Genomic DNA, 22,479 nt, shown 5'->3' with positions numbered 1-22,479 from the left:
GCGTAGCTCCGGTTGCGTCCCGGTCACGTGACGTGACACACGCCGACCGCTCGTCTCCGCTCGGTGCCCGGCGGACCCGTGTTCCCCCGTTCTCCGGCGTCGAGAGGATTCGTTCCGTGACCGACGGCCCATTGATCGTCCAGTCCGACAAGACGCTGCTGCTCGAGGTCGACCACCCCGACTCGGCGGCCGCGCGGGCGGCCATCGCGCCCTTCGCCGAGCTCGAACGCGCGCCCGAGCACGTCCACACCTACCGGGTGACGCCGCTGGCGCTCTGGAACGCCCGCGCCGCCGGGCACGACGCCGAGCAGGTCGTCGACGCCCTGGTGCGCTGGGCCCGCTACCCGGTGCCGCAGCCGCTGCTGGTCGACGTCGTCGACACCATGGGCCGCTACGGGCGGCTGCAGCTGTCCAACCACCCCGCGCACGGCCTCGTGCTCACCGCGCTGGACCGCGCCGTGCTGGAGGAGATCCTCCGCCAGAAGAAGATCAGCCCGATGCTGGGCGCACGGATCGACGACGACACCGTCGTCGTCCACCCCTCGGAGCGGGGACGGCTCAAGCAGTCGCTGCTCAAGGTCGGCTGGCCGGCCGAGGACCTGGCCGGCTACGTCGACGGCGAGGCGCACCCGATCGAGCTCGAGCAGGACGGCTGGACGCTGCGCGACTACCAGCAGCAGGCGGTCGACGGGTTCTGGGAGGGCGGGTCCGGCGTCGTCGTCCTGCCCTGCGGGGCCGGCAAGACCCTGGTGGGCGCGGCCGCGATGGCCAGGGCCGGCGCGACCACCCTGATCCTGGTCACCAACACGGTCTCGGGCAGGCAGTGGAAGCGCGAGCTGATCGCGCGGACGTCGCTGACCGAGGACGAGATCGGCGAGTACTCCGGGGAGAAGAAGGAGATCCGCCCGGTCACCATCGCCACCTACCAGGTCGTCACCCGCAAGACCAAGGGCGAGTACAAGCACCTGGAGCTGTTCGACTCCCGCGACTGGGGCCTGGTCGTCTACGACGAGGTGCACCTGCTCCCCGCGCCGGTCTTCCGGATGACCGCCGACCTGCAGTCGCGGCGCCGGCTCGGCCTGACCGCCACCCTGGTCCGCGAGGACGGCCGCGAGGGCGACGTGTTCTCCCTCATCGGCCCCAAGCGCTACGACGCGCCGTGGCGCGACATCGAGGCGCAGGGCTGGATCGCGCCCGCCGAGTGCGTCGAGGTACGGGTGACGCTGACCGACGCCGAGCGGATGTCCTACGCGACCGCGGACGCGGAGGAGCGCTACCGCACGGCGTCCACGGCCGACACCAAGCTCAACGTCGTACGGGCGATCCTGGACCGGCACCCCGGCGAGCAGACACTCGTCATCGGCGCCTACCTGGAGCAGCTCGACGCGCTGGGGGCGAAGCTCGACGCGCCCGTCATCCAGGGCTCGACCCGCAACAAGGAGCGGGAGAAGCTGTTCGACGCCTTCCGCAACGGCGAGATCGACACCCTGGTCGTCTCGAAGGTCGCGAACTTCTCCATCGACCTGCCGGAGGCGACGATCGCGGTGCAGGTCAGCGGGACGTTCGGGTCCCGGCAGGAGGAGGCCCAGCGCCTCGGGCGGCTGCTGCGCCCCAAGGCCGACGGCCGGCAGGCGCACTTCTACTCGGTCGTCTCGCGCGACACGGTCGACACCGACTACGCGGCGCACCGCCAGCGGTTCCTCGCCGAGCAGGGCTACGCCTACCGCATCGTCGACGCCGACGACCTGCTCGGACCCGCGCTGCCCGACGCCGGCTGAGACCCCCCCGATCGGGGGCCTCCGCCGGGCGCGATCACGGGCACACTGGGCGGCGTCGCCGCAGGTCCGGACGGGAGGGGCACATGTCGACCGCCGTGTGGGTCCTCGCCGGGATCGGCGTCTGGGTGGTGGCCGCGGTGCTGCTCGCCCTGCTCGTCGGACGGATCATCCGGATGCGGGAGCGCCAGGTGCCCGACCCGCCGCGGGACGCGCCCGGGGGACCGGGACGGCCCGGGGCACCGCCGGCGGCCCCGCCGGAGCAGCGCGGCCCGACCGAGCCGCCCCGCCTGCCCTGAGGGACGACCCCGAACCCGCACCCGGCCGGATCCGGGACGGGCTCCGGGGCGATCCCGAGTCCACGGACCGGCCGGCGGGACAGGCTGGTCGCATGGACAGCACAGCGAGCACCGACTCCACGCCCACCCCCGCCTCCGCCGGTCCCGGCACCGCCGACGGCACCGGCCCGGCCGACCGCCCCGCGGGCGCGGCCGTCGCCGACCGGCTGACGTCCTTCCGGCTGCGCCGCAGCAGCACCGACCGGATGCTCGGCGGCGTCTGCGGCGGGCTCGCCGCGGACCTGGGCGTCGACGCGGCCCTGCTGCGCATCGCCGTCCTCGCGCTGACCCTGCTCACCGGCGGGGCGGCGGCGCTGGTCTACCTCGCCGCCTGGATCGTCGCCCCGGCGGCGTGACCGGGGCGGGCGTCGCGGTTCGCGAGGGGGAGCCGCGACGCGCCGCCGGTCACCGGCTCGTCCGGCCCGACCAGTTCGCCAGCCGCTCGGTCGGCCCGGCGTCCGCGGCGGGCTCCACCACCGCCGCGAACGGCACCGGGCCGCCGCGCCGGTCGGCCGGGAGGAACGCCTGCGCGGTGCGCAGCGCCGTACCCGCGAGCTCCGGGTCGGCCTCCGGGTCCTGCCCGGTCGCGACGGCGAGGTCCCACCCGTGCACGAGCGTCTCGTTCAGGTACACCGCGAGCGCGGCCCGGGCCGGGACCTCGCCGAACGGCAGCCGGTGCACCGTGCCGAGCAGGGCGGCGCCGTCGTCGCCCGACCAGGCGGCGCGCAGGGTGGCGGCCTCGCGGACGTAGGCGCCCGCGGGGTCGTCGAGGACGTCCTCGCTGACCAGCGGGGCGGCCGTCGGGTCGGTCCCGGCGGCCATCGCCGCGGGCCGGCGCAGCGTCGTCACCAGGTGGGCGAGCAGCGTGCGGACGTCGAACCCGTCGCACGGCGTGGGGTCGGCCATCCGCTCCGGCGGGACGGCGCGGGCCAGGCCCGTCACCCAGTCCAGGGCGGCGAACCAGGCGGGTCGGGGGTCGGTGGTCGTGTCCTGCGTCGATGTCGTCATGGCGCCAGCGTCCCGCTCGATCCTGACACCTCCTGTCAGGATTTCCTGCCATTCTCGGAGCCGTGCGCGCCGACCGTCTGCTCGCCCTCGTGCTCCTGCTGCGGCACCGCGGCCGGACGACGGCCGCCGTCCTCGCCCGTGAGCTCGAGGTGTCCGAGCGGACCGTCCTGCGCGACGTCGAGGCCCTGTCCGCGGCCGGCGTCCCGGTCTGGGCCGAGCGGGGCCGCCACGGCGGGTTCGCACTGCTGCCGGGCTTCACCACCGATCTCACCGGGCTGACCCCGGCCGAGGCGGTCGCGCTGCTCGGCTCCGGCGCGACGGGCACCCCCGGCGCGCTCGGGCTCGGACCGGAGTTCGCCTCGGCCATGCGCAAGATCGTCGCGGCATTGCCGGACGCGGCCCGCGAGCGCGCCGGGGAGGCCGCCGGACGGGTGCTCGTCCGGCGCGGCGGCTGGCTGCGCGACCCCGTCGACGCCGAGCCGCCCGAGGTGCTGGCCGCCGTCCAGCGCGCCGTCTTCGGCGCGGTGCGGCTGCGGATCCGCTACCGGACGGGCGGCCGGCCGGGTGCGGCTCCCGGACCGGCCGGCGAGCGCGTCGTCGACCCGGTGGGCCTGGTCCAGGCGTCCGGGCTCTGGTATCTGCTCGCGCTGCGCGACGGCGCGGACCGGACCTACCGCGTGTCCCGGATCGAGCGGGCCGAGCCGCTCGACGAGCCGGCCCGCCGTCCCGAGGGGGTCGACCTGGAGGCCCTGTGGCAGCGCAGGCGCGCGGACTTCCGGTCGCGCAGCCCGGGCCTGCCGGTACGGCTGACGCTGCCCGCCGGACGGCGCGAGGCCCTCGGCGCGGTCACCGTGGACGCCCTGCAGGAACGCGACGGCGTGCTGGAGGTGACCGCCGCGTTCGGCGACCTGGCGCACGCGGTGCGGGTGCTGTGGCCCCTGCTGCCCGGGGTGCGGGTGCTGGACCCGCCGGAGCTGCGCGACGCGCTGCGCGCCCGCGCCCGCGCCGTCGTCGACGGGCTGGGCTGAACCGCCCCGGAACGCGCCGCGGGGGCGGCACCGGCGAACCGGTACCGCCCCCGCGGACGATGCTGCTGCGTGAGCAGGCGTGGATCAGAAGTCCATGCCGCCCATGCCGCCGGTCGGGTCGGCGGGGGCGCCGCCGCCCTTCTCCGGCTTGTCGGCGATGACCGCCTCGGTGGTCAGGAACAGGGCCGCGATCGAGGCCGCGTTCTGCAGCGCCGAGCGGGTCACCTTGGCGGGGTCGATGATCCCGGCCTTGACCAGGTCCTTGTACTCGCCGGTGGCGGCGTCGAGGCCCTCACCGGTGGGCAGGTTGCGGACCTTCTCCGCGACGACGCCGCCCTCGAGGCCGGCGTTGACCGCGATCTGCTTGAGCGGGGCCTCCAGCGCGACCTTGACGATGTTCGCGCCGGTGGCCTCGTCACCGTCCAGGCCGAGGCCCTCGAACAGGCCCGCACCGGCCTGGATGAGCGCGACGCCGCCGCCGGCGACGATGCCCTCCTCGACGGCCGCCTTCGCGTTGCGGACGGCGTCCTCGATGCGGTGCTTGCGCTCCTTGAGCTCGACCTCGGTCGCCGCGCCGGCCTTGATGACGGCGACGCCGCCGGCCAGCTTGGCGAGGCGCTCCTGGAGCTTCTCGCGGTCGTAGTCGGAGTCGGTGCGGTCGATCTCGGCGCGGATCTGGTTGACCCGGCCGGCGATCTGGTCGGCGTCACCGGCGCCGTCGACGATGGTGGTCTCGTCCTTGGTCACGACGACCTTGCGGGCGGTGCCCAGCAGGGACAGGTCGGCGGTGTCGAGCTTGAGGCCGACCTTCTCCGAGATGACCTCGCCACCGGTCAGGATGGCCATGTCGGCCAGCATCGCCTCGCGGCGGTCACCGAAGCCCGGGGCCTTGACGGCGACGGACTTGAAGGTGCCGCGGATCTTGTTGACGACCAGGGTGGCCAGGGCCTCGCCCTCGACGTCCTCGGCGATGATCGCCAGCGGCTTGCCCGACTGCATGACCTTCTCCAGCAGCGGGAGCAGGTCCTTGACGGTCGAGATCTTGGAGGAGACGAGCAGGACGTACGGGTCCTCGAGCTCGACCTCCATGCGCTCGGCGTCGGTCACGAAGTAGGGCGAGATGTAGCCCTTGTCGAAGCGCATGCCCTCGGTGAGCTCGAGCTCGAGCCCGAAGGTCTGCGACTCCTCGACGGTGATGACGCCTTCCTTGCCGACCTTGTCCATCGCCTCGGCGATCAGCTCGCCGATCTGCTTGTCGGCGGCGGAGATCGACGCGGTGGCCGCGATCTGCTCCTTGGTCTCGACCTCCTTGGCGCTCTTCAGCAGCGCCTGGGAGACGGCCTCGGTGGCCTTCTCGATGCCGCGCTTGAGCGACATCGGGTTCGCGCCGGCGGCCACGTTGCGCAGGCCCTCGCGGACCAGCGCCTGGGCCAGCACGGTGGCGGTGGTGGTGCCGTCACCGGCGATGTCGTCGGTCTTCTTGGCGACCTCCTTCACCAGCTCGGCGCCGATCTTCTCCCAGGAGTCCTCGAGCTCGATCTCCTTGGCGATCGACACACCATCGTTGGTGATGGTCGGCGCGCCCCACTTCTTCTCGAGCACGACGTTGCGGCCCTTCGGGCCCAGCGTCACCTTGACGGCGTCGGCGAGGGTGTTCATGCCCCGCTCGAGGCCCCGACGGGCCTCCTCGTCGAACGCGATCTGCTTCGCCATGGGGGTGTTGCCCTCCGATAGAGGTGAGTCGAGTGATCGGATGCGGTGCCCGCGACGGACGCCCGGCTACCCTGCGCCGGACTCACCGACCCGATCTTTGGCACTCCACGGACACGAGTGCCAGTGGATGCTGAGCCCGTTTCTAGCACTCGCCCGGGGTGAGTGCAAGCGCGCCCCGCCCCGCTGCGGGCGCCCGCCGGGGGCGGGCAGGATGGGCCCATGAGCACCTGGTCCGACGCCGGCCCGCGCACCGTCGAGCAGCACGCCGCGGCCGTCGCCGCGCTGCTGCCGCCGACCGGGACCGAGACCGTCGCGCTCGCCGACGCGAGCGGGCGGGTGCTGGCCGAGGACCTGGCCGCCGGGGTGGCGCTGCCGCCCTTCGACAACTCCGCGATGGACGGCTACGCGGTGCGCGCCGCCGAGCTGGCCGGTGCGAGCGACGCCGCGCCGCTGGAGTTCACCGTCGCCGCCGACATCCCGGCCGGTCGCACCGACGTGCCCGCGCTGGCGCCCGGCACCGTCGCCCGGATCATGACCGGCGCGCCGGTGCCCGCGGGTGCCGACGCGGTCGTCCCGGTCGAGCGGACCGACGCCGGGGTCGAGCGGGTGCGCATCTGCGCCGCCCCGGAGGCCGGTGCCTTCGTGCGCCGGGCGGGGGAGGACGCGGCGGCCGGGGAGACCGTGCTGCGGGCCGGGACCGTGCTCGCCGCGCCGCAGATCGGGCTCGCCGCCGCCGTCGGGCGGGCGGTGCTGCCGGTCCGCCGCCGCCCGCACGTGCTGGTGCTGTCCACCGGGTCCGAGCTCGTCGCGCCGGGCGGGACGCTGCGGCCCGGCCAGATCTTCGAGTCCAACGGCACGATGCTCGCCGTCGCGGTGCGCGAGGCGGGCGCGACGGCCGAGCAGCTCTCCTTCGTGCCCGACGACGTCGAGCGCTTCCGTGCCGTGCTCGCCGAGCGGGCCGGCGACGGCGTCGACCTCGTCCTCACCTCGGGCGGGGTCAGCGCGGGCGCCTACGAGGTCGTCAAGGACGCCATGACCGGGCACGGCGTGGAGTTCGGCAAGGTCGCGATGCAGCCCGGCGGCCCGCAGGGGTGCGGGCGGCTCGAGCTGGGCGGCACGAGCGTCGCGGTCGTGACGCTGCCCGGGAACCCGGTGAGCTCGCAGGTGTCGTTCGAGGCCTTCGTCCGCCCGGCCCTGCGCGCCGCGGCCGGGCACCCCGCGCCCGCGCGCCCCGTGGTCACCGCGCGGCTGTCCGGGGGCCTGTCCTCGCCCGCCGGGCGACGCCAGTTCCGGCGCGGCCTGCTCGACGCGGCCACCGGCACCGTGGCCGAGGTCGGGTCCGCGGGCTCGCACCTGATCGCCGCGCTGGCCCGTGCGGACTGCCTCATCGACGTGCCGGTCGACGCGACCACGGTCGCCGACGGCGAGCCGGTCGCCGTGTGGCTGCTCGACGCCTAGCCGACACCGGCTCGCCACCGTCCGTGCGTCACTGCGGTCCGCGACGGCCTCGCCACCCGCGTGGAGGCGGTGCTGCGCCGAAAGTGTGAGCTGTTTCATAGGCCGACGGGGCAACGATCTCACGCCGCGCGACGTCGTAGTGGGTGTCCGTTCGGCCGAAAGAGGTAGATCACGGTGGACATCCATCGTGATCTGGACTGCCGGTCGTCGGAGAGGAATACTTTCTGCTGTGAAGGGGTAGACCCTTCACAGCACAGGACCCACCGCCCGTCGCTGGGGAGCGGACGAGCGGTTCCACGGCCGGGGTCGTCGTCTCGGGGGACGACGGCCCCGGCCCTTTTACTGCCTCCACCGGGCCCGCAGGGCCGCGCGCCGCGAGCCCCGGTGCGGAGCACGAAACGTCGATCCTGCCAGTCCCCGGCGTCCGGGGCGGGGACCCGCGCCCGCCCGGCGTGTCCCGGTCGTCCCGCCGGTCGTGCGCCGCAGGCCCCCGCGTAGCGTTGGCGATCCCGTACCGGAGCATCAGGAGCCGACGACCCGCCATGGCCGAAGGAACCGGGACCTCGCCGACCCACATCGCCCGACTGGTCCGGGACGCGATCCCGCCGATGCACCCGGGTGGGCGCCCGATCGTCGCCGGGGTGGCGCTCGCCGCCGCCGGCGTGCGGGCGCTCACCGGCCGGGGCACCTGGCCGGGCCTGCTCGCGACCGCCGCGACCGCGCTGTTCTTCCGCGACCCCGTGCGCGTGCCGCCGCGGCGCACCGACGCCGTCCTGGCACCCGCGGACGGCACCGTCGCCACCGTCACCGAGGCGGTCCCGCCCGCCGAGCTGGACCTGCCGCGCGAGCCGCACACCCGGGTCTCGATCTTCCTGACGGTGCTCGACGTGCACGTCCAGTGGGTGCCCGTCGACGGCCGCGTCCGCCGCGTCCAGTACTCGCCCGGGAAGTTCCTGTCCGCGGACCTGGACAAGGCGAGCGAGGACAACGAGCGCAACGCGATCACCGTCGAGCGCGCCGACGGCGTCGCCGTCGGGGTCGTGCAGATCGCCGGGCTGCTGGCCCGCCGGATCGTCTGCGCCCTGCACGACGGCGACGAGGTCGCGGCCGGCGAGCGCTTCGGCCTGATCCGTTTCGGGTCGCGGGTCGACACCTACCTGCCGCCCGGGACGACCGCGCTGGTCCGGCCCGGGCAGCGCACGGTGGGCGGGGAGACGGTGCTGGGCGCCGTCGCCCCGGTCGCGCCGGCGGCGGGCTGAGGACGTGGGGATGCCCCGCCCCGCCGGTGGCTATCCCGCGGGCGTGCGCCTGCTGCCCAACGCGGTCACCGTCCTCAACCTCTGCGCCGGGCTGACGGCGGTCTACTTCGCGCTGCAGTCGCGCTTCGACTTCGCGATCGTCGCCGTCCTGGCCGCCGCCCTCTGCGACGCCCTCGACGGCGGCCTGGCCCGGCTGCTCGACGCGTCCAGCCGGATCGGCGCGGAGCTGGACTCGCTGGCCGACCTGGTCTCCTTCGGTGTCGCCCCGGCCCTGGTCATCTACATCTGGGCCTTCGAGGGCACCCGCTACGGCTGGATCGTCGCGCTGGTGTTCGCGGTCTGCATGGCGCTGCGCCTGGCCCGCTTCAACACCCTGATCGACGACGACAGCGCCCCGCCGTTCGCGCGGGAGTTCTTCGTCGGGGTCCCCGCCCCGGCCGCGGCCCTGACCGCCGGCATCCCGATGTACCTGTGGCTGCACTTCGGGACCGGCTGGTGGTCCCAGCGCCCGCTCGTCGCGGGGTGGGCGCTGGTCACGGCCGCGCTGATGGTCAGCCGGATCCCGACGCTCTCGCTCAAGACGGTCCGGGTCTCCCCGCGCACCACGCGCTGGCTGCTCGTCGGCGTCGCGGCGGTGGTCGCGGTGCTGATCACGATCCCGTTCCTGGGCATCGCCGTCGCCGGGCTGGCCTACCTGCTGCTGCTGCCCTACACCGCGTACCGCTACCGGTGGCTGTCGCACCACCCCGAGGCGTGGGACGTGCCGACCCGCCAGCGCCGCGCCGTCGCCCGGGCGGCCCGCTCGGCGCGCCGGCTCGGGCTGCGCCCGCCGCTGCGGCGCCGGGTCGCCGGCCGGGCGGGGGCCGTCGCGCGCGGCGTCCGGCGCCGGCTCGACCCGGAGGGCGAGGCCCGCCGCGACGTGCGGCGCGACACCACCGCCCGTGACCCGCGCGGCCCGGGTGTGGCCGCCGCGCCCCGCGGGTCGGGGCGCCGCCTCGGCCTGCGCCGCCGCTGACCGACCCCCGGAGGCCCACCGTGCTGCAGCTGGTCGCCCGACTGGCCCCCGCCGCCGCCGACGCCCGCCGCGGGGTCGTCCGGCTGCACCCCGAGGTGCTTGCCGCGCTGGGCCTGCGGTCCTGGGACGCGGTCACCCTGACCGGGTCGCGGGTCACCGCGGCGCTGGCCGTCGCCGGGGCCGCGGCGGACCCGCACGGGCAGGCCCGGCTCGACGACGTGACCCTGTCCAACGCCGGGCTGACCGACGGCGCGACGGTGGTCCTCGCCCCCGCGCCGGTGACCCCGGCCCGCGAGGTGCGCCTGGTCGGCTCGGCGCTGACGGCCGCGACGGTCGCCCCGGCGACGCTGCGCCTCGCGCTGATGGGCAAGGTCCTGCTGCGCGGCGACGCCGTCTCGCTGCTGCCCCAGGACATCGCCCCGCCACCCGGCGCCGACGCCCGCTCGGTGCGCCGCGCGCTGGCCGCCGCGGTCGGCGGCACCTGGACCACCGAGCTGCTGACGGTCGCCGTCGCCGACCCGGACGGGCCCGTCGTCGTGACGCCGTCGACGGTCGTCGGCTGGCAGGGCGGCGCCGGCACCGGTGACGCCGGCGGCGCCCCCGTCGCGGCCCGGCCCCCGGCCCCCGGCCTGCCCGCCGCCGGACCGGCACCCGCCGTGCCCGCCGCGGGCGGGACCGCCGGCGCCGCCACGACCGAGGAGCCCGCGCTCGGGCTGGAGGAGCTCGCGGGCGCCGAGCCCGTCGCACGCCGCCTGCTCGACTGGCTGGAGCTCATGTTCCGCCACCCGGAACTGCTGACCCGGCTCGGTGGCGACGCCCGGCTCGGCGTGCTCGTCTCCGGGCCGGAGGGGGCGGGCAAGGCCACGCTGGTGCGCAGCGCGGCGGCCGCCGCGGGCGCCCGCTGCGTCGAGCTGGTCGGACCCGCCGTCGCCGCGGTCGAGCCGGCCGCGGCGGCCGAGCGCGTCCGGGCCGCGATCGGCCGTGCCCGGGGCGACGGCGGGCCCGCGGTCCTGCTGCTGCACGACGCGCACGCCCTGCTCCCGGCGGCCGACCCGCCGCCGCTGGCCACCCTGGTGCTCGACGAGCTGCGCGCGGCGACCGCGCGCGGCGGGCCCGCGCTGGTCGTCACCAGCTCCGAGCCCGAGGGCCTCGACCCGCGGCTGCGCGCCCCCGATCTCGTCGACCGCGAGCTGTCGGTCGGGCTGCCCGACACCGCGACCCGCCGCGCGCTGCTCGAGCGGCTGCTGGCCGGGGTGCCCCGGGCCGGCGACGTCGACCTCGGTGCGGTCGCCGCCCGCACGCCCGGCTTCGTCGTCGCCGACCTGGCCGCGGTGCGCCGCGAGGCCGCGGTCACCGCCGCGCTGCGCGGCGCGGGCCCGGGTGCCGCCGACCCGGCCGCCCCGGCGGCCACGGAGGAGGTCCGCCAGTCCGACCTGCTCGACGCCGTCGGCTCGGTGCGGCCCATCTCGCTGTCCGGCGGCGGGACGCTCGGCAGCGGCGGCCTCACCCTCGACGACGTCGGCGACATGACCGCGGTCAAGCAGGCCCTGACCGAGGCCGTGCTGTGGCCGCTGCGCCACCCCGACTCCTTCGCCCGGCTCGGCGTCGAGGCCCCGCGCGGGGTGCTGCTCTACGGCCCGCCCGGCGGTGGCAAGACGTTCCTGCTCCGCGCGCTGGCCGGCTCCGGCGACCTGAACGTGTTCGCGGTGAAGGGCGCCGAGCTGCTCGACAAGTACGTCGGCGAGTCCGAGCGCGCGGTGCGCGAGCTGTTCCGCCGGGCCGCGGAGGCCGCCCCCGCGCTGATCTTCCTCGACGAGGTCGACGCCCTCGCCCCGCGCCGCGGCGGCTCGACCGACGCCGGGGTGGCCGACCGCGTCGTCGCCGCGCTGCTGACCGAGCTGGACGGCGCGACCCCGCTGCGCGAGGTCGTCGTGGTCGGGGCGACCAACCGGCCCGAGCTGGTGGACCCCGCGATGCTGCGCCCGGGCCGGCTGGAGCGGCTGGTGTTCGTGCCGCCGCCGGACGCACCCGCGCGGGCCGACATCCTGCGCGCGGCCGGGCGCGACGTCCCGCTCGCCGCCGACGTCGACCTGGACGCGCTCGCGGCCGACCTGGACGGCTACTCGGCGGCGGACTGCGCGGCGCTGCTGCGCGAGGCGGCGCTGACCGCGATGCGCGAGTCGCTCGACGCGGGCGAGGTCACGGCCGCGCACCTGGCCACGGCCCGGCGCACGGTGCGGCCGTCGCTGGACCCGGCGCAGGTGGCCGAGCTGGAGGACTACGCGCGGCGCCGCAGCGAGGGGTGACCCGCCGGAACGCCGACGGCCCCGGACGCGGTGCGTCCGGGGCCGTCGTGCGGTCGGGGGTCTCAGGCGGCCGAGAAGTCCCGGGTCACGATGACGATGACGCCGGGCGTCGCGTCCTGGATGCCGTCGAACCGGGGCTCGGCGCGCATCCCGAACTTGGCCGCGATCTCCTCCGCGGCGGCCTTCTCCGCGGTGCCCTGGCGGTAGTAGACCGTGGTGGTCGGGATGACGCCCTGCGAGTAGTTCTGCACCTGCGAGACGTTCCAGCCGTTGGTGCGGAACTCCCCGGCCGCCTTCTCCGCGAGGCCGCGGATGGTGGAGTTGTTGTAGATCCGCACGGCCGGGCGGGCCGCCGCGGACGAACCCCCCGAGGCCGATGCGGAACCGCCCGAGCCGCCGGAGCCCGCGGCGGGCGGCGCGGCCACGGCCGGGCCGGCGCCGTCGTAGCCGGGGGATCCGGGGGTGCCCGGGGCGCCGGGGGTCAGCGGGGAGGTGTCCTGGCCCGCACCGGGTGCGCCGGGCGTGCCGGGCGCCGGGGACGCGCCGGGCGCCGCGGTGCCGGTACCGGTGTCGCCCCCCGCGCCGGGCTCCGGCGCGGCGGACGCGGAGGCGGTCGGCGACGGCGGCGCGGCCTGGCTGCCGCCCTCGCCGCCACCCCCGCCGAGCCCGAACAGGCCGACGACACCGGCGATGACGCCGACGCCGATCAGCGCGATGCCGGCGATCCTGAGCGGCGACTGCCCACCGGACGCGGGTGCGGTCATCGTGACCTCCTGGCTGTCAGGGCTCGAGGCCGAGGCGGCGGGCGGCGCGGGTGCGCTGCCGGCTGGTGCGCAGGCGGCGCAGGCGCTTGACCAGCAGCGGGTCCACCGCCATCGCCTCCGGCTTGTCGACCAGGGCGTTCAGCACCTGGTAGTAGCGCGTGGCGGACATGTCGAAGAGCTCGCGGACGGCCTGCTCCTTGGCGCCCGCGTACTTCCACCACTGGGCCTCGAACGCGAGGATCTCGCGCTCGCGACGGTCGAGCTCGCGAGGGGACGCGGCAGCGGCGCGCCGGTGCGCTCCGCGGCGTTCCGGCAGGGACCCGGCGGACTCCATCACGCTCCTCGAGCGGCCGACGACGTCGTGCTGCGGCGGCCCCGCCCGGGCGCCGCGACGACGAATGACACGTCTGTCATTCGCGGTGCGGATTCAACCACAGGGGACCGACGGTCCCGTGGCGCGACGCGCCCCCCACGGCGGCGAAACCGCCCGCCCGGGTCATCGTCGGCGGCGACCGTACCCTGCTCCGGTGACGGTTCTGCGCATCCGCATGGTCGGCGATCCCGTGTTGCACACCCCGACCCGCCCGGTGGAGACGGTCGACGACACCCTCCGGACCCTCGTCGAGGACATGTTCGAGACGATGGCCGCGGCGAACGGGGTCGGCCTGGCCGCGAACCAGGTCGGCGTCGGACTGCGCCTGTTCGTCTTCGACTGCCCCGACGAGGAGTCCCGCACCATGCGCCGCGGGCTCGTCGTCAACCCGGTCCTGGAGACCGACGGCGTCCCGGAGGTCATGCCCGACCCCGACGACGACCAGGAGGGCTGCCTGTCGGTGCCCGGCGAGAACTTCGCGACCGGCCGCGCCGTGTGGGCCCGGGTGACCGGCACCGACCTCGACGGCGCACCGGTCACCGAGGAGGGCCGCGGCTTCTTCGCCCGCTGCCTGCAGCACGAGGTCGACCACCTCGACGGGCACCTCTACCTGGACCGGCTGATGGGCCGCAACCAGCGCGCGGCGAAAAAGATGCTCAAGCGCAACGGCTGGGGCACCGGTGCGGACTCGTGGGACCCCTCGACCACCGACGCCGAGGACGTCCCCCGGGGCTGACCCCGGGGCTACCCCGAGGTCCCACCGGGGTCCTCCTACCCGGGTACTAGGGGTGACCTGCGAGAACCGGCCCCACGGCCGATGTCGCGACCCGCCCCCGGCGGGCACCGTGGACGCCATGGTGCTCACGATCCTCGCCGTCGCCCCCGTCCTGGCCGTGCTCCTGGTGATGGCGGTCCAGCCGCTGTTCGAGCTGTGGGACGCCCGCGCGTCCGAGCGCGACCGCGGCGCCGCCCCGGCCCGCACCGCCGATGCCGCGGAGCCGGTCGCGCCCGTCCCGGCGGTGTCGACGGCGGCGTTCCCCGAGTCGCTCGGCGACGCCGCGGCGGCCCTGCGGATCCCGCTCCCGCGCCGCCCGCTGTCCCCGGTGCACCCCGTGCACCCGGTCCGCTGAGGCCGGGCGGGGACGGTCCGGCTCAGTCGACGAGCCGGTTCTCCCAGGCCCACGCCGCGATCTCCACGCGGTTGCGGGCGTCCAGCTTGGACCCGATGTTGGCGATGTGGGACTTCACCGTGGACAGCGACACGAACAGGTCCCCGGCGATCTCGGAGTTCGTCCGGCCCCGGGCGACCGCGCGGACCACCTCGACCTCGCGCGGCGACAGCGTCGCGTGCACGTCGGCGCGGGCCGGCTCCGGCTCGGTCAGCCGCTCCAGCAGCCGCACGGTCACCGACGGCGACACCAGCGCGTCGCCCGCGGCGGCCGCCCGCACCGCCTCCACGAGCAGCCGCGGGCCGGCCGTCTTCAGCAGGAAGCCGCAGGCGCCCGAGCGCAGCGCGCCGTAGACGTACTCGTCCAGGTCGAACGTCGTGACCACCACGATCCGCGGCGGGAACGGGTCCGCGGTCAGGATCCGGGTCGCGGCGATCCCGTCCGTCCCGGGCATCCGGACGTCCATCAGCACCACGTCCGGGCGCAGCTCCCGGGCCAGCGCGACGGCGTCGGTGCCGGTCGCGGCCTCGCCGACCACCTCGATGCCGTCCTCGGCCGACAGGATCAGCCCGAACCCGGTGCGCACCATCTCCTGGTCGTCGGCGAGCAGCACCCGGATCGCGCTCACCGCCCGCCCCCGGCGGGGACCTCGGCGACGACCAGCCACCGGCCGTGCCCGTCCGGTCCGGCGTGGACGGACCCGCCGAGGGACCGGGGGCGCGGTCGGCGCCGCCGCCGGGCCTGCGGGGACCCGCACCGTCGCCACCGTGACCGCGGCCGGCGCGAACAGCTCGGTCAGCGACACAACGCGATCCCGCCACCGGGCACGGCGACCCCCGAACCGGCCGCGGAGGCGGTGGGCGCCACGGCGTACACCAGCGGCCGGGCCGAGGCCGCCGTCGGTGTCGTGCGCGGGACCGGGCTGGGGCCGGCCGGGCTCACGGTGCTCGCCGGGCTGGTCGCCGCGCCCCCGGTGGGGCAGCCGGCCGGCCTCGCCGCCGCCGTCGTGCTCGTCGCGGTGGCGGCCTCGCTCGGCCCGGTGCGCCGGGCCGGGCGGGTCGAGCCCGCGCAGGGCGTCACCCTCGCGTGAGCGGGCCGGCCGCGCGCCCGCCGTGGGCCGGGCGCGCGGCCGTCCCGGCGGATCAGCTCGCGGGCTCGAGCACGAAGACGGGGATGACCCGGGAGGTCTTCTCCTGGTACTCGGCGTAGGGCGGGTAGGCCTCGACGGAGCGGTCCCACCACTCCCGGCGCTCGTCGCCGGTGACCTCGCGGGCGACGAAGGTGCCGGTCTGCGTGCCGTCCTGCACCTGGACCTGCGGGTTCGCGACCACGTTGTGGTACCAGGCCGGGTGCTCCGGAGTGCCGCCCTTGGACGCGATCATCGCGTAGGAGCCGCCGTGCTCGACGCGCATCACCGGCACGTAGCGCTGCTTGCCGGACTTCGCGCCGGTCGTCGTGACCAGGATGATCGGACGGTCCATGACCGTGACGCCCTCGGTGGTGCCGTTCTCGAGGATCTTCTCGGTCTGCTCGCGGACCCAGTCGGTCGGGGAGAGCTCAGCGTTCTGCGTCATAACGGTGGGGAACCCGATACCTCCTGTGATCATTCCTCGCAGCCGGGTGAGGGGCTGGTGCGTGTCGCCGGACGGTGCCTACGGTGCGGGTGCACGACCAACTGAACACGCGGGAGCTCCGTCGCGCGGGGCTGAGAGGGCGACTCGCCGGTCGCCGACCGCAGAACCGGCCGGGTAATGCCGGCCAGGGAGGACCGTCATGACAACGGCACCAGTGCGTCCGCAGCAGGTCACCACCGGCCCGATCCAGGGGTCGGCCAAGGCCTGGATCGAGGGCCCGGACGGCATCACCGTCCCGGTCCGGCGCATCTCGCTGTCCCACGGCGAGCACCACGACGTCTACGACACCTCCGGCCCGTACACCGACTCCCGGGCGACCGTGGACCTGCACGCCGGGCTGCCCCGGCTGCGGGAGCCGTGGGTCACCTCACGGGGGCCGGGGACCCAGAGATCCTGGGCGCGGGCCGGGATCGTCACCCCCGAGATGGCCTACATCGCCGTCCGCGAACGCTGCGACGCCGAGCTCGTCCGCGCCGAGGTGGCCCGGGGCCGGGCCGTGATCCCGGCCAACCGCAACCACCCCGAGTGCGAGCCGATGATCATCGGCAAGCGGTTCCTCACCAAGGTCAACGCCAACATCGGCAACTCCGCGGTGACCTCCTCGATCGCCGAGGAGGTCGAGAAGATGGTGTGGGCGACCCGGTGGGGCGCCGACACGGTCATGGACCTGTCCACCGGCCGCGACATCCACGAGACGCGCGAGTGGATCCTGCGCAACTCCCCGGTCCCGATCGGCACCGTCCCGATCTACCAGGCGCTGGAGAAGTGCGACGGCGACCCGGCGTCGCTGACCTGGGAGATCTACCGCGACACCGTGCTCGAGCAGTGCGAGCAGGGCGTCGACTACATGACCGTGCACGCCGGGGTGCTGCTGCGCCACGTGCCGCTCACCGCGAAGCGGGTCACCGGGATCGTCTCCCGGGGTGGGTCGATCATGGCCGCGTGGTGCCTGGCCCACCACGCCGAGTCGTTCCTCCACACCCACTTCGACGAGCTCTGCGCGATCCTGCGCCGCTACGACGTCACGATCTCCCTCGGCGACGGCCTGCGCCCCGGTTCGATCGCCGACGCCAACGACGAGGCCCAGCTCGCCGAGCTCGCCACGCTCGGCGAGCTGACCCGCATCGCCCGCGGCCACGACGTGCAGGTGATGATCGAGGGCCCCGGCCACGTCCCGATGGACAAGATCGTCGAGAACGTGCGGCTGGAGGAGGAGTGGTGCGACGAGGCGCCGTTCTACACGCTCGGCCCGCTGGCCACCGACATCGCGCCCGGCTACGACCACATCACCTCCGCGATCGGCGCCGCCCGCATCGCCGAGGCCGGCACCGCGATGCTCTGCTACGTCACGCCGAAGGAGCACCTGGGCCTGCCGGACCGCGACGACGTCAAGGTCGGCGTGATCAGCTACAAGATCGCCGCGCACGCCGCGGACCTGGCCAAGGGGCACCCGCACGCCCAGGCCCGTGACGACGCCCTCTCCCGGGCCCGGTTCGAGTTCCGCTGGCGCGACCAGTTCGCGCTGTCGCTCGACCCGGACACCGCGACCGCGTACCACGACGAGACCCTGCCGGCCGAGCCCGCGAAGACGGCGCACTTCTGCTCGATGTGCGGGCCGAGGTTCTGCTCGATGAGGATCACCCAGGACGTCCGCGACTACGCCGAGGCGCACGGGCTGACCAGTGTGGAGGCGATCGAGGCCGGGATGGCGGAGAAGTCCGGGGAGTCCCGGGACGAGGGCGGCCGGGTCCACCTGCCGATCTCCGCCACGGACTGAGGCCCGGACCGGGACGTGCACCGCCGGGGCCGCGGGGATCCACCCGCGGCCCCGGCACCGTCTACCGTCGTCGGCGACCACGCACGACGCGGGAGCTCGCGGAGCAGGCGGGCTGAGAGGGCGGCCGGGTCCCACCGGGACCGGCGCCGCCGACCGCGGACCGGCCGGGTAATGCCGGCCAGGGAGGACACGTCCATGGAACCCACCGTCGGCACCACCCCGCCCCGGGTCATGACGATCGCCGGCACCGACTCCGGCGGCGGCGCGGGCATCGCCGCGGACCTGCGCGCGTTCGCCGCGTGCGGGGTGCACGGCTGCCTCGCGGTCTGCGCGGTCACCGTGCAGAACTCGGTCGGGGTCACCGGGGTGCACACGATCCCGGTGGACACGATCGCCGGGCAGATCGCCACCGTCGCCTCCGACATCGGGCTGCAGGCCGCGAAGACCGGGATGCTCGCGAACGCGGAGATCATCGAGGCCGTCGCCGCCGCCTGCGACGCGAACGGGATCGGCGCCGACCGGGCCACGCCGTTCGTCGTCGACCCGGTCGCGGCGTCGATGCACGGCGACCCGCTGCTGGCCGGGACCGCGCTGGACGCCTACCGCGACGTCCTGTTCCCGCGGGCCACCCTGGTCACCCCGAACCTCGACGAGATCCGGCTGCTCGTCGAGCACGACGTCCGCGACCGCGACGGCCAGTACGCCGCGGCGAAGGCGCTGCACGCGCTCGGCCCGCGCGCGGTCCTGGTCAAGGGCGGGCACCTCGACGGCGACACCGACGGCTGCCTGGACCTGCTGCACGACGGCGAGCGCTTCGTCGAGCTGCCCGGTCCGCGCTTCGACACCGGGCACACCCACGGCGGCGGGGACTCCCTCGCCGCGGCGATCGCCTCCGGTCTCGCCCGCGGCCTGAACCTCGAGGCGGCCGTGCGGTTCGGCAAGCGCTACATCGTCGAGGCGGTGCGTCACTCCTACCCGCTCGGGGCCGGGCACGGACCGGTCTCGCCGCTGTGGGCCGTCCGCCCGTGGTGGGACGACGACGGCTGAGCCCGGCGCGCCGGAGATGCGTGCGGCGTCAACGACCCCGAGGGTCGGGCCGCCGCCGGGGCGCGGCCCCGCAGATGCGGTCCGGCCACCGCGCGTCGTTCCGCGAAGGGTGCCCTGACCTGCGGATCGCCGGTGTGCTCTGCGTCGCACACGGGCGCGCAGGTGTATACGCTCGCCACCGATGAGCATCTTGGGCACCCGCGTCGTCCGCAACGAGGATCCGGTCTTCCTCACGCGCGGCGCGACCTACACCGACGACCTGACCGAGGAGCGGCTGACCGGGGCGTTGCACCTGACGCTCGTCCGCTCCCCGCTGGCCCACGCGACGATCACCTCGATCGACACCTCGGCGGCGCTGGACGCTCCGGGCGTCGTCGCCGTCGTCACGGGGGCGGACCTCGACATCTCCCCGGCGCTGCTGTTCCCCGGTGCGAACAAGGCGATGACCCGCCCGTTCCTCGCGACCGACCGCGTGCGGTTCGTCGGCGAGCCGGTGGCCGCCGTGCTGACCGAGGAGCTGTACCAGGGCGAGGACGCCGCGGAGCTGGTCGACGTCGAGTACGACCCGCTGGACGTGGTGATCGACCCGCTGGCCGCGGTCCGCGACGAGACGCTGCTGTTCCCCGAGGCCGGCACGAACACCGCCGCCGCCTACGGGTACGACGAGGAGCCCGACGCGGCGTTCTTCGACGGCTGCGAGGTCGTCGTGACCCGGGACCTGGTCAACCAGCGCCTGGCCGCGGCCCCGCTGGAGACCCGCGCCGCCAGCGCCTACTGGGACGGCGACAAGCTCACGGTCTACATGTCCAACCAGAACGCCCAGGGCGGCCGCGACGAGGTCGCGGGCTGGCTCAGCCTGGACAAGGACAAGGTCCGTGTCGTGCTGCCCGACGTCGGCGGCGGCTTCGGCGCCAAGATCGGCTCCGACCCCGAGTTCGCCATCGTCGCCTGGCTGGCGAAGCAGCAGGGCCGCCCGGTCCGCTGGAACGAGTCCCGCTCGGAGAACATGACCGGGATGGTGCAGGGCCGCGCCCAGCGCCAGACGGTCACCATCGGCGGCACCCGCCAGGGCCGGATCACCCACTACCGCCTCGACGTCGTCCAGGACCTCGGCGCCTACCCGCGCCTGGGCACCTTCCTGCCGATGTTCACGCGGATGATGGCGCCCGGCACGTACGACATCGCGCACGTCGACTCGCGCGCGAAGGCCGTCGTCACCAACACGACCTCGGTCGCCGCCTACCGCGGCGCGGGCCGTCCGGAGGCGACCGCCGCGATCGAGCGCGCGGTGGACCTGTTCGCCGCCGAGATCGGGATGGACCCGGGCGAGGTCCGCAAGATCAACGTGGTCTCGCCGGACAAGTTCCCGTTCACCACCAAGGGCGGCGTCGAGTACGACTCGGGCGAGTACGCCCGGGCGATCGACCTCGCGATGGAGAAGGCCGGCTACGCCGACCTGCGCGCCGAGCAGAAGGCCCGCCGTGAGCGCGGCGACGCCCGCCAGCTGGGCATCGGCGTCTCCTCCTACGTCGAGATCACCGGCGGCGGCGCGTTCGTCGAGGACGCCTCGGTCGAGGTCCACCCCGACGGTTCGGTGACGGTGCTGACCGGCACCTCGCCGCACGGCCAGGGCCACGCGACGGCGTGGGCGATGCTCGCGTCCGAGCAGCTCGGCGTGCCGATGGAGAAGATCACCGTCAAGCACGGCGACACCGACCTGATCCCGCGCGGCAGCGGCACCATGGGGTCGCGGTCGCTGCAGACCGGTGGCATCGCGGTGCACAACGCCTCCACCGAGCTGGCCGACCTGGCCAAGCAGCGCGCCGCGGACCTGCTCGAGGCCAGCGTCGAGGACCTCGAGATCGACCCGCTGAACGCGGCCGTCGTCGTCAAGGGCGTGCCGGACCGGTCGGTGACCCTCGCCGACCTCGCCGCCCGCGAGGAGCTCAAGGCCGAGCACACCTTCGACGCGAAGAAGCCGACCTTCCCGTTCGGCTCGCACGTCTGCGTGGTCGAGGTCGACACCGAGTCCGGCAAGGTGACCGTCGAGAAGATCGTCGCGGTCGACGACGCCGGCCCGATCCTCAACCCGCTGCTCTGCGAGGGCCAGCGGCACGGCGGCATCGCCCAGGGCATCGCGCAGGCGCTGCTGGAGGAGGTGATCTACGACGAGGAGGGCCAGCCGCTCACCGGCACCTTCGCCGACTACGGCATCCCCTCCGCGGCCGAGCTGCCCAGCTTCGACCTCGTCGAGATGACCACCCCGACGCCGATCAACCCGATGGGCTACAAGGGCATCGGCGAGGCCGGGACGATCGGGTCCACGCCCGCGACCCAGAGCGCCGTCATCGACGCCCTGTCCCACCTCGGCGTCACGCACATCGACATGCCCCTCACCCCCATGCGGGTGTGGGAGGCCATCCAGGAGGCCTCGAAGTGAAGGTCGAGATCACCGTCAACGGTGAGTCCACCGGCGCCGACGTGGAGCCGCGCCAGCTGCTCGCGCACTACCTGCGGGAGAACGTCGGGCTGAAGGCCACCAACATCGGCTGCGACACCACGTCCTGCGGCGCGTGCACCGTGCTGCTCGACGGCCACGCCGTGAAGTCCTGCACCGTGCTGTCGGTGCAGGCCGACCAGCAGGCCGTCACCACCATGGAGGGGCTCGACGGCGCCGCCGAGGGCCGCCCCGAGCACCCGGTGACCGCGGCGTTCCGCGCCGAGCACGGCCTGCAGTGCGGCTTCTGCACGCCCGGCATGGTCATGGCGGCGGTGTCGCTGATCGAGCACGACGACGACCTGGACGAGCGGAAGATCCGCGAGGGGCTCGAGGGCAACCTCTGCCGCTGCACGGGCTACCACAACATCGTCCGCGCGGTGCTGGTCGCGGCGGGCAAGGACCCCGACGCCGAGCAGCGCGCCGAGGCCGAGTCCGACGCCCTGCGCACCGCGCCGGGCTTCTCCCGCGGCGAGTCCGCCGAGGAGGCGCGCGCATGATCCCCCTCGCGTTCGACTACGCCCGCCCGGACTCCCTCGACGACGCCATCGCGCTGCTCGCCGAGAAGGGTGAGGACGCCAGCGTCCTGGCCGGCGGCCACTCGCTGATCCCGGTCATGAAGGTCCGTCTCGGCGCGCCCGAGTTCCTGATCGACATCGGCCGGCTGGCGGAGCTGTCCTACATCCGCGTCGAGGGCGACGAGCTCGCCGTCGGCGCGGCGACCAAGCACCGCGAGATCGTCGACTCCGCCGAGGTCGCGGCCGAGGTCCCGCTGCTCGGGGCGGTCGCGCGCACCGTCGGCGACCCGCAGATCCGCGCCCGCGGTACGCTCGGCGGCACCGTCGCGCACGCCGACCCGGCCGCGGACCTGCCCGCCGCGCTGCTCGCGCTGGACGCGGTCGTCGTCCTGCAGGGGCCGCGCGGGAAGCGCTCGGTCCCGATCGGGGAGTTCTACACCGGCGTGTTCACCACGGTCCGCGAGCCCGACGAGCTGATCGTCGAGATCCGGATCCCGCGCTGCGGGGACAAGGGCTGGGCGTACGAGAAGTTCACCCGTCGCAGCAACGACTGGGCGATCGTCGCCGTCGCGGTCTCCGACGACCGCATCGGCCTGGTCAACATGGGCTCGACCGCGCTGCGGGCGAGCGCCACCGAGCAGGCCCTGGCCGGCGGCAAGTCGATCGCCGAGGCGGCCGCGCTGGCCGCCGAGGGTGCCGAGCCGCCCGCCGACACCCACGGGTCGGTCGCCTACCGCACCCACCTGGTGCAGGTGCTGACCCGCCGCGCGCTGGAGACGGCGCGCGGGCAGGGCTGACCC

At 75.2% G+C, this 22,479-nt stretch carries 22 protein-coding genes; 16 read left to right on the top strand and 6 right to left on the bottom strand.

All coding sequences use genetic code 11. From position 1 onward, the window contains the following. Positions 1–116: 116 nt before the first annotated feature. From WJX68_RS18960 to WJX68_RS18950, 3 genes are all read left to right on the top strand, one after another. Positions 117–1,778 (top strand): DNA repair helicase XPB, encoded by a 1,662-nt coding sequence (locus tag WJX68_RS18960; RefSeq protein WP_340292846.1) that lies wholly within the window; start codon positions 117–119, stop codon positions 1,776–1,778. A gap of 83 nt (positions 1,779–1,861) precedes the next feature. Beyond that, the gene (locus tag WJX68_RS18955; RefSeq protein WP_340292844.1) at positions 1,862–2,074 is read left to right on the top strand and encodes a hypothetical protein; all 213 of its coding nucleotides are present in this window, start codon (positions 1,862–1,864) and stop codon (positions 2,072–2,074) included. 92 nt (positions 2,075–2,166) lie between these two features. Then, on the top strand, positions 2,167–2,469 hold the full coding sequence (locus WJX68_RS18950; protein ID WP_340292843.1) for a PspC domain-containing protein: 303 nt from the start codon (positions 2,167–2,169) through the stop codon (positions 2,467–2,469). Positions 2,470–2,518: 49 nt separating this feature from the next. Here WJX68_RS18950 and WJX68_RS18945 read toward each other — a convergent pair whose 3' ends face one another. Continuing rightward, positions 2,519–3,121: a TIGR03086 family metal-binding protein gene (locus tag WJX68_RS18945; protein ID WP_340292841.1), complete on the bottom strand. Its 603-nt coding sequence runs from the start codon at positions 3,119–3,121 to the stop codon at positions 2,519–2,521. 62 nt (positions 3,122–3,183) lie between these two features. On the opposite strand from WJX68_RS18945, the gene WJX68_RS18940 reads away from it, so the two are divergent. After that, on the top strand, positions 3,184–4,149 hold the full coding sequence (locus WJX68_RS18940) for a helix-turn-helix transcriptional regulator (RefSeq protein ID WP_340292839.1): 966 nt from the start codon (positions 3,184–3,186) through the stop codon (positions 4,147–4,149). Between the two features lie 84 nt (positions 4,150–4,233). Here the strand turns inward: WJX68_RS18940 and groL are convergent, their stop codons facing one another. Beyond that, entirely contained in the window at positions 4,234–5,862 is a 1,629-nt protein-coding gene (gene groL, locus WJX68_RS18935) for a chaperonin GroEL (protein ID WP_340292837.1), read from the bottom strand. Positions 5,863–6,081: 219 nt separating this feature from the next. Between groL and moeA the strand changes: the two genes are divergently transcribed. The 4 genes from moeA to WJX68_RS18915 all read left to right on the top strand — a co-directional run bounded on the left by moeA (position 6,082) and on the right by WJX68_RS18915 (position 11,900). After that, on the top strand, positions 6,082–7,320 hold the full coding sequence (gene moeA, locus WJX68_RS18930; RefSeq protein WP_340292835.1) for a molybdopterin molybdotransferase MoeA: 1,239 nt from the start codon (positions 6,082–6,084) through the stop codon (positions 7,318–7,320). A gap of 542 nt (positions 7,321–7,862) precedes the next feature. Then, positions 7,863–8,579 (top strand): phosphatidylserine decarboxylase, encoded by a 717-nt coding sequence (locus WJX68_RS18925; RefSeq protein WP_340292833.1) that lies wholly within the window; start codon positions 7,863–7,865, stop codon positions 8,577–8,579. Positions 8,580–8,589: 10 nt separating this feature from the next. Continuing rightward, positions 8,590–9,594 carry a CDP-diacylglycerol--serine O-phosphatidyltransferase gene (gene pssA, locus WJX68_RS18920; RefSeq protein ID WP_340292831.1) on the top strand — a complete coding sequence of 335 codons (1,005 nt, stop codon included), beginning with the start codon at positions 8,590–8,592 and terminating at the stop codon, positions 9,592–9,594. 20 nt (positions 9,595–9,614) lie between these two features. Next, a complete protein-coding gene (locus WJX68_RS18915) occupies positions 9,615–11,900 on the top strand; it encodes an AAA family ATPase (RefSeq protein WP_340292829.1) in 2,286 nt (761 codons plus the stop codon). 62 nt (positions 11,901–11,962) lie between these two features. Here WJX68_RS18915 and WJX68_RS18910 read toward each other — a convergent pair whose 3' ends face one another. Beyond that, entirely contained in the window at positions 11,963–12,664 is a 702-nt protein-coding gene (locus WJX68_RS18910; protein WP_340292827.1) for a LytR C-terminal domain-containing protein, read from the bottom strand. Positions 12,665–12,680: 16 nt separating this feature from the next. Further along, on the bottom strand, positions 12,681–12,998 hold the full coding sequence (locus WJX68_RS18905; RefSeq protein ID WP_340292825.1) for a DUF3263 domain-containing protein: 318 nt from the start codon (positions 12,996–12,998) through the stop codon (positions 12,681–12,683). 193 nt (positions 12,999–13,191) lie between these two features. On the opposite strand from WJX68_RS18905, the gene WJX68_RS18900 reads away from it, so the two are divergent. Both WJX68_RS18900 and WJX68_RS18895 read left to right on the top strand, forming a co-directional pair. Beyond that, entirely contained in the window at positions 13,192–13,773 is a 582-nt protein-coding gene (locus WJX68_RS18900) for a peptide deformylase (RefSeq protein ID WP_340292823.1), read from the top strand. 118 nt (positions 13,774–13,891) lie between these two features. After that, positions 13,892–14,167, top strand: a complete 276-nt coding sequence (locus WJX68_RS18895) for a hypothetical protein (RefSeq protein WP_340292821.1) — start codon at positions 13,892–13,894, stop codon at positions 14,165–14,167. Positions 14,168–14,189: 22 nt separating this feature from the next. On the opposite strand, the gene WJX68_RS18890 is transcribed toward WJX68_RS18895, so the two are convergent. Beyond that, positions 14,190–14,834: a response regulator gene (locus WJX68_RS18890; protein WP_340292819.1), complete on the bottom strand. Its 645-nt coding sequence runs from the start codon at positions 14,832–14,834 to the stop codon at positions 14,190–14,192. 228 nt (positions 14,835–15,062) lie between these two features. Here WJX68_RS18890 and WJX68_RS18885 point away from each other — a divergent pair, with 228 nt between their 5' ends. Continuing rightward, on the top strand, positions 15,063–15,296 hold the full coding sequence (locus WJX68_RS18885; RefSeq protein WP_340292817.1) for a hypothetical protein: 234 nt from the start codon (positions 15,063–15,065) through the stop codon (positions 15,294–15,296). A gap of 52 nt (positions 15,297–15,348) precedes the next feature. Here WJX68_RS18885 and WJX68_RS18880 read toward each other — a convergent pair whose 3' ends face one another. Next, positions 15,349–15,780 (bottom strand): nitroreductase family deazaflavin-dependent oxidoreductase, encoded by a 432-nt coding sequence (locus WJX68_RS18880; protein WP_340292815.1) that lies wholly within the window; start codon positions 15,778–15,780, stop codon positions 15,349–15,351. 199 nt (positions 15,781–15,979) lie between these two features. Here WJX68_RS18880 and thiC point away from each other — a divergent pair, with 199 nt between their 5' ends. From thiC to WJX68_RS18855, 5 genes are all read left to right on the top strand, one after another. Further along, a complete protein-coding gene (gene thiC, locus WJX68_RS18875) occupies positions 15,980–17,617 on the top strand; it encodes a phosphomethylpyrimidine synthase ThiC (protein WP_340292813.1) in 1,638 nt (545 codons plus the stop codon). Positions 17,618–17,812: 195 nt separating this feature from the next. Continuing rightward, positions 17,813–18,664, top strand: coding sequence for a bifunctional hydroxymethylpyrimidine kinase/phosphomethylpyrimidine kinase (thiD, locus tag WJX68_RS18870; protein ID WP_340292812.1), 852 nt, complete (start codon positions 17,813–17,815; stop codon positions 18,662–18,664). A 181-nt stretch (positions 18,665–18,845) separates the two neighbouring features. After that, positions 18,846–21,104: a xanthine dehydrogenase family protein molybdopterin-binding subunit gene (locus WJX68_RS18865; protein ID WP_340292810.1), complete on the top strand. Its 2,259-nt coding sequence runs from the start codon at positions 18,846–18,848 to the stop codon at positions 21,102–21,104. Continuing rightward, positions 21,101–21,661, top strand: a complete 561-nt coding sequence (locus WJX68_RS18860) for a (2Fe-2S)-binding protein (RefSeq protein ID WP_340292808.1) — start codon at positions 21,101–21,103, stop codon at positions 21,659–21,661. The genes WJX68_RS18865 and WJX68_RS18860 overlap by 4 nt, the downstream gene beginning before the upstream one ends. Next, positions 21,658–22,476, top strand: a complete 819-nt coding sequence (locus WJX68_RS18855; RefSeq protein ID WP_340292806.1) for an FAD binding domain-containing protein — start codon at positions 21,658–21,660, stop codon at positions 22,474–22,476. Before WJX68_RS18860 ends, WJX68_RS18855 begins: the two co-directional genes overlap by 4 nt. Positions 22,477–22,479 lie beyond the last annotated feature (3 nt).

The sequence above is a fragment of the Pseudonocardia spirodelae genome, assembly GCF_037727765.1.
Lineage (GTDB): Bacteria > Actinomycetota > Actinomycetes > Mycobacteriales > Pseudonocardiaceae > Pseudonocardia > Pseudonocardia spirodelae.
Note: the sequence above shows the minus strand (reverse complement) of the source record. Positions and strands in the feature narration are given on the sequence as shown.

Coding starts and splice junctions, on each gene's coding strand:
- WJX68_RS18955 (WP_340292844.1), top strand. CDS start 1,862: ATGTCGACCGCCGTGTGGGTCCTCGCCGGGATCGGCGTCTGGGTGGTG.
- WJX68_RS18950 (WP_340292843.1), top strand. CDS start 2,167: ATGGACAGCACAGCGAGCACCGACTCCACGCCCACCCCCGCCTCCGCC.
- WJX68_RS18945 (WP_340292841.1), bottom strand. CDS start 3,121: ATGACGACATCGACGCAGGACACGACCACCGACCCCCGACCCGCCTGG.
- groL (WP_340292837.1), bottom strand. CDS start 5,862: ATGGCGAAGCAGATCGCGTTCGACGAGGAGGCCCGTCGGGGCCTCGAG.
- moeA (WP_340292835.1), top strand. CDS start 6,082: ATGAGCACCTGGTCCGACGCCGGCCCGCGCACCGTCGAGCAGCACGCC.
- WJX68_RS18925 (WP_340292833.1), top strand. CDS start 7,863: ATGGCCGAAGGAACCGGGACCTCGCCGACCCACATCGCCCGACTGGTC.
- pssA (WP_340292831.1), top strand. CDS start 8,590: ATGCCCCGCCCCGCCGGTGGCTATCCCGCGGGCGTGCGCCTGCTGCCC.
- WJX68_RS18910 (WP_340292827.1), bottom strand. CDS start 12,664: ATGACCGCACCCGCGTCCGGTGGGCAGTCGCCGCTCAGGATCGCCGGC.
- WJX68_RS18905 (WP_340292825.1), bottom strand. CDS start 12,998: ATGGAGTCCGCCGGGTCCCTGCCGGAACGCCGCGGAGCGCACCGGCGC.
- WJX68_RS18895 (WP_340292821.1), top strand. CDS start 13,892: ATGGTGCTCACGATCCTCGCCGTCGCCCCCGTCCTGGCCGTGCTCCTG.
- WJX68_RS18880 (WP_340292815.1), bottom strand. CDS start 15,780: ATGACGCAGAACGCTGAGCTCTCCCCGACCGACTGGGTCCGCGAGCAG.
- thiC (WP_340292813.1), top strand. CDS start 15,980: ATGACAACGGCACCAGTGCGTCCGCAGCAGGTCACCACCGGCCCGATC.
- thiD (WP_340292812.1), top strand. CDS start 17,813: ATGGAACCCACCGTCGGCACCACCCCGCCCCGGGTCATGACGATCGCC.
- WJX68_RS18865 (WP_340292810.1), top strand. CDS start 18,846: ATGAGCATCTTGGGCACCCGCGTCGTCCGCAACGAGGATCCGGTCTTC.
- WJX68_RS18855 (WP_340292806.1), top strand. CDS start 21,658: ATGATCCCCCTCGCGTTCGACTACGCCCGCCCGGACTCCCTCGACGAC.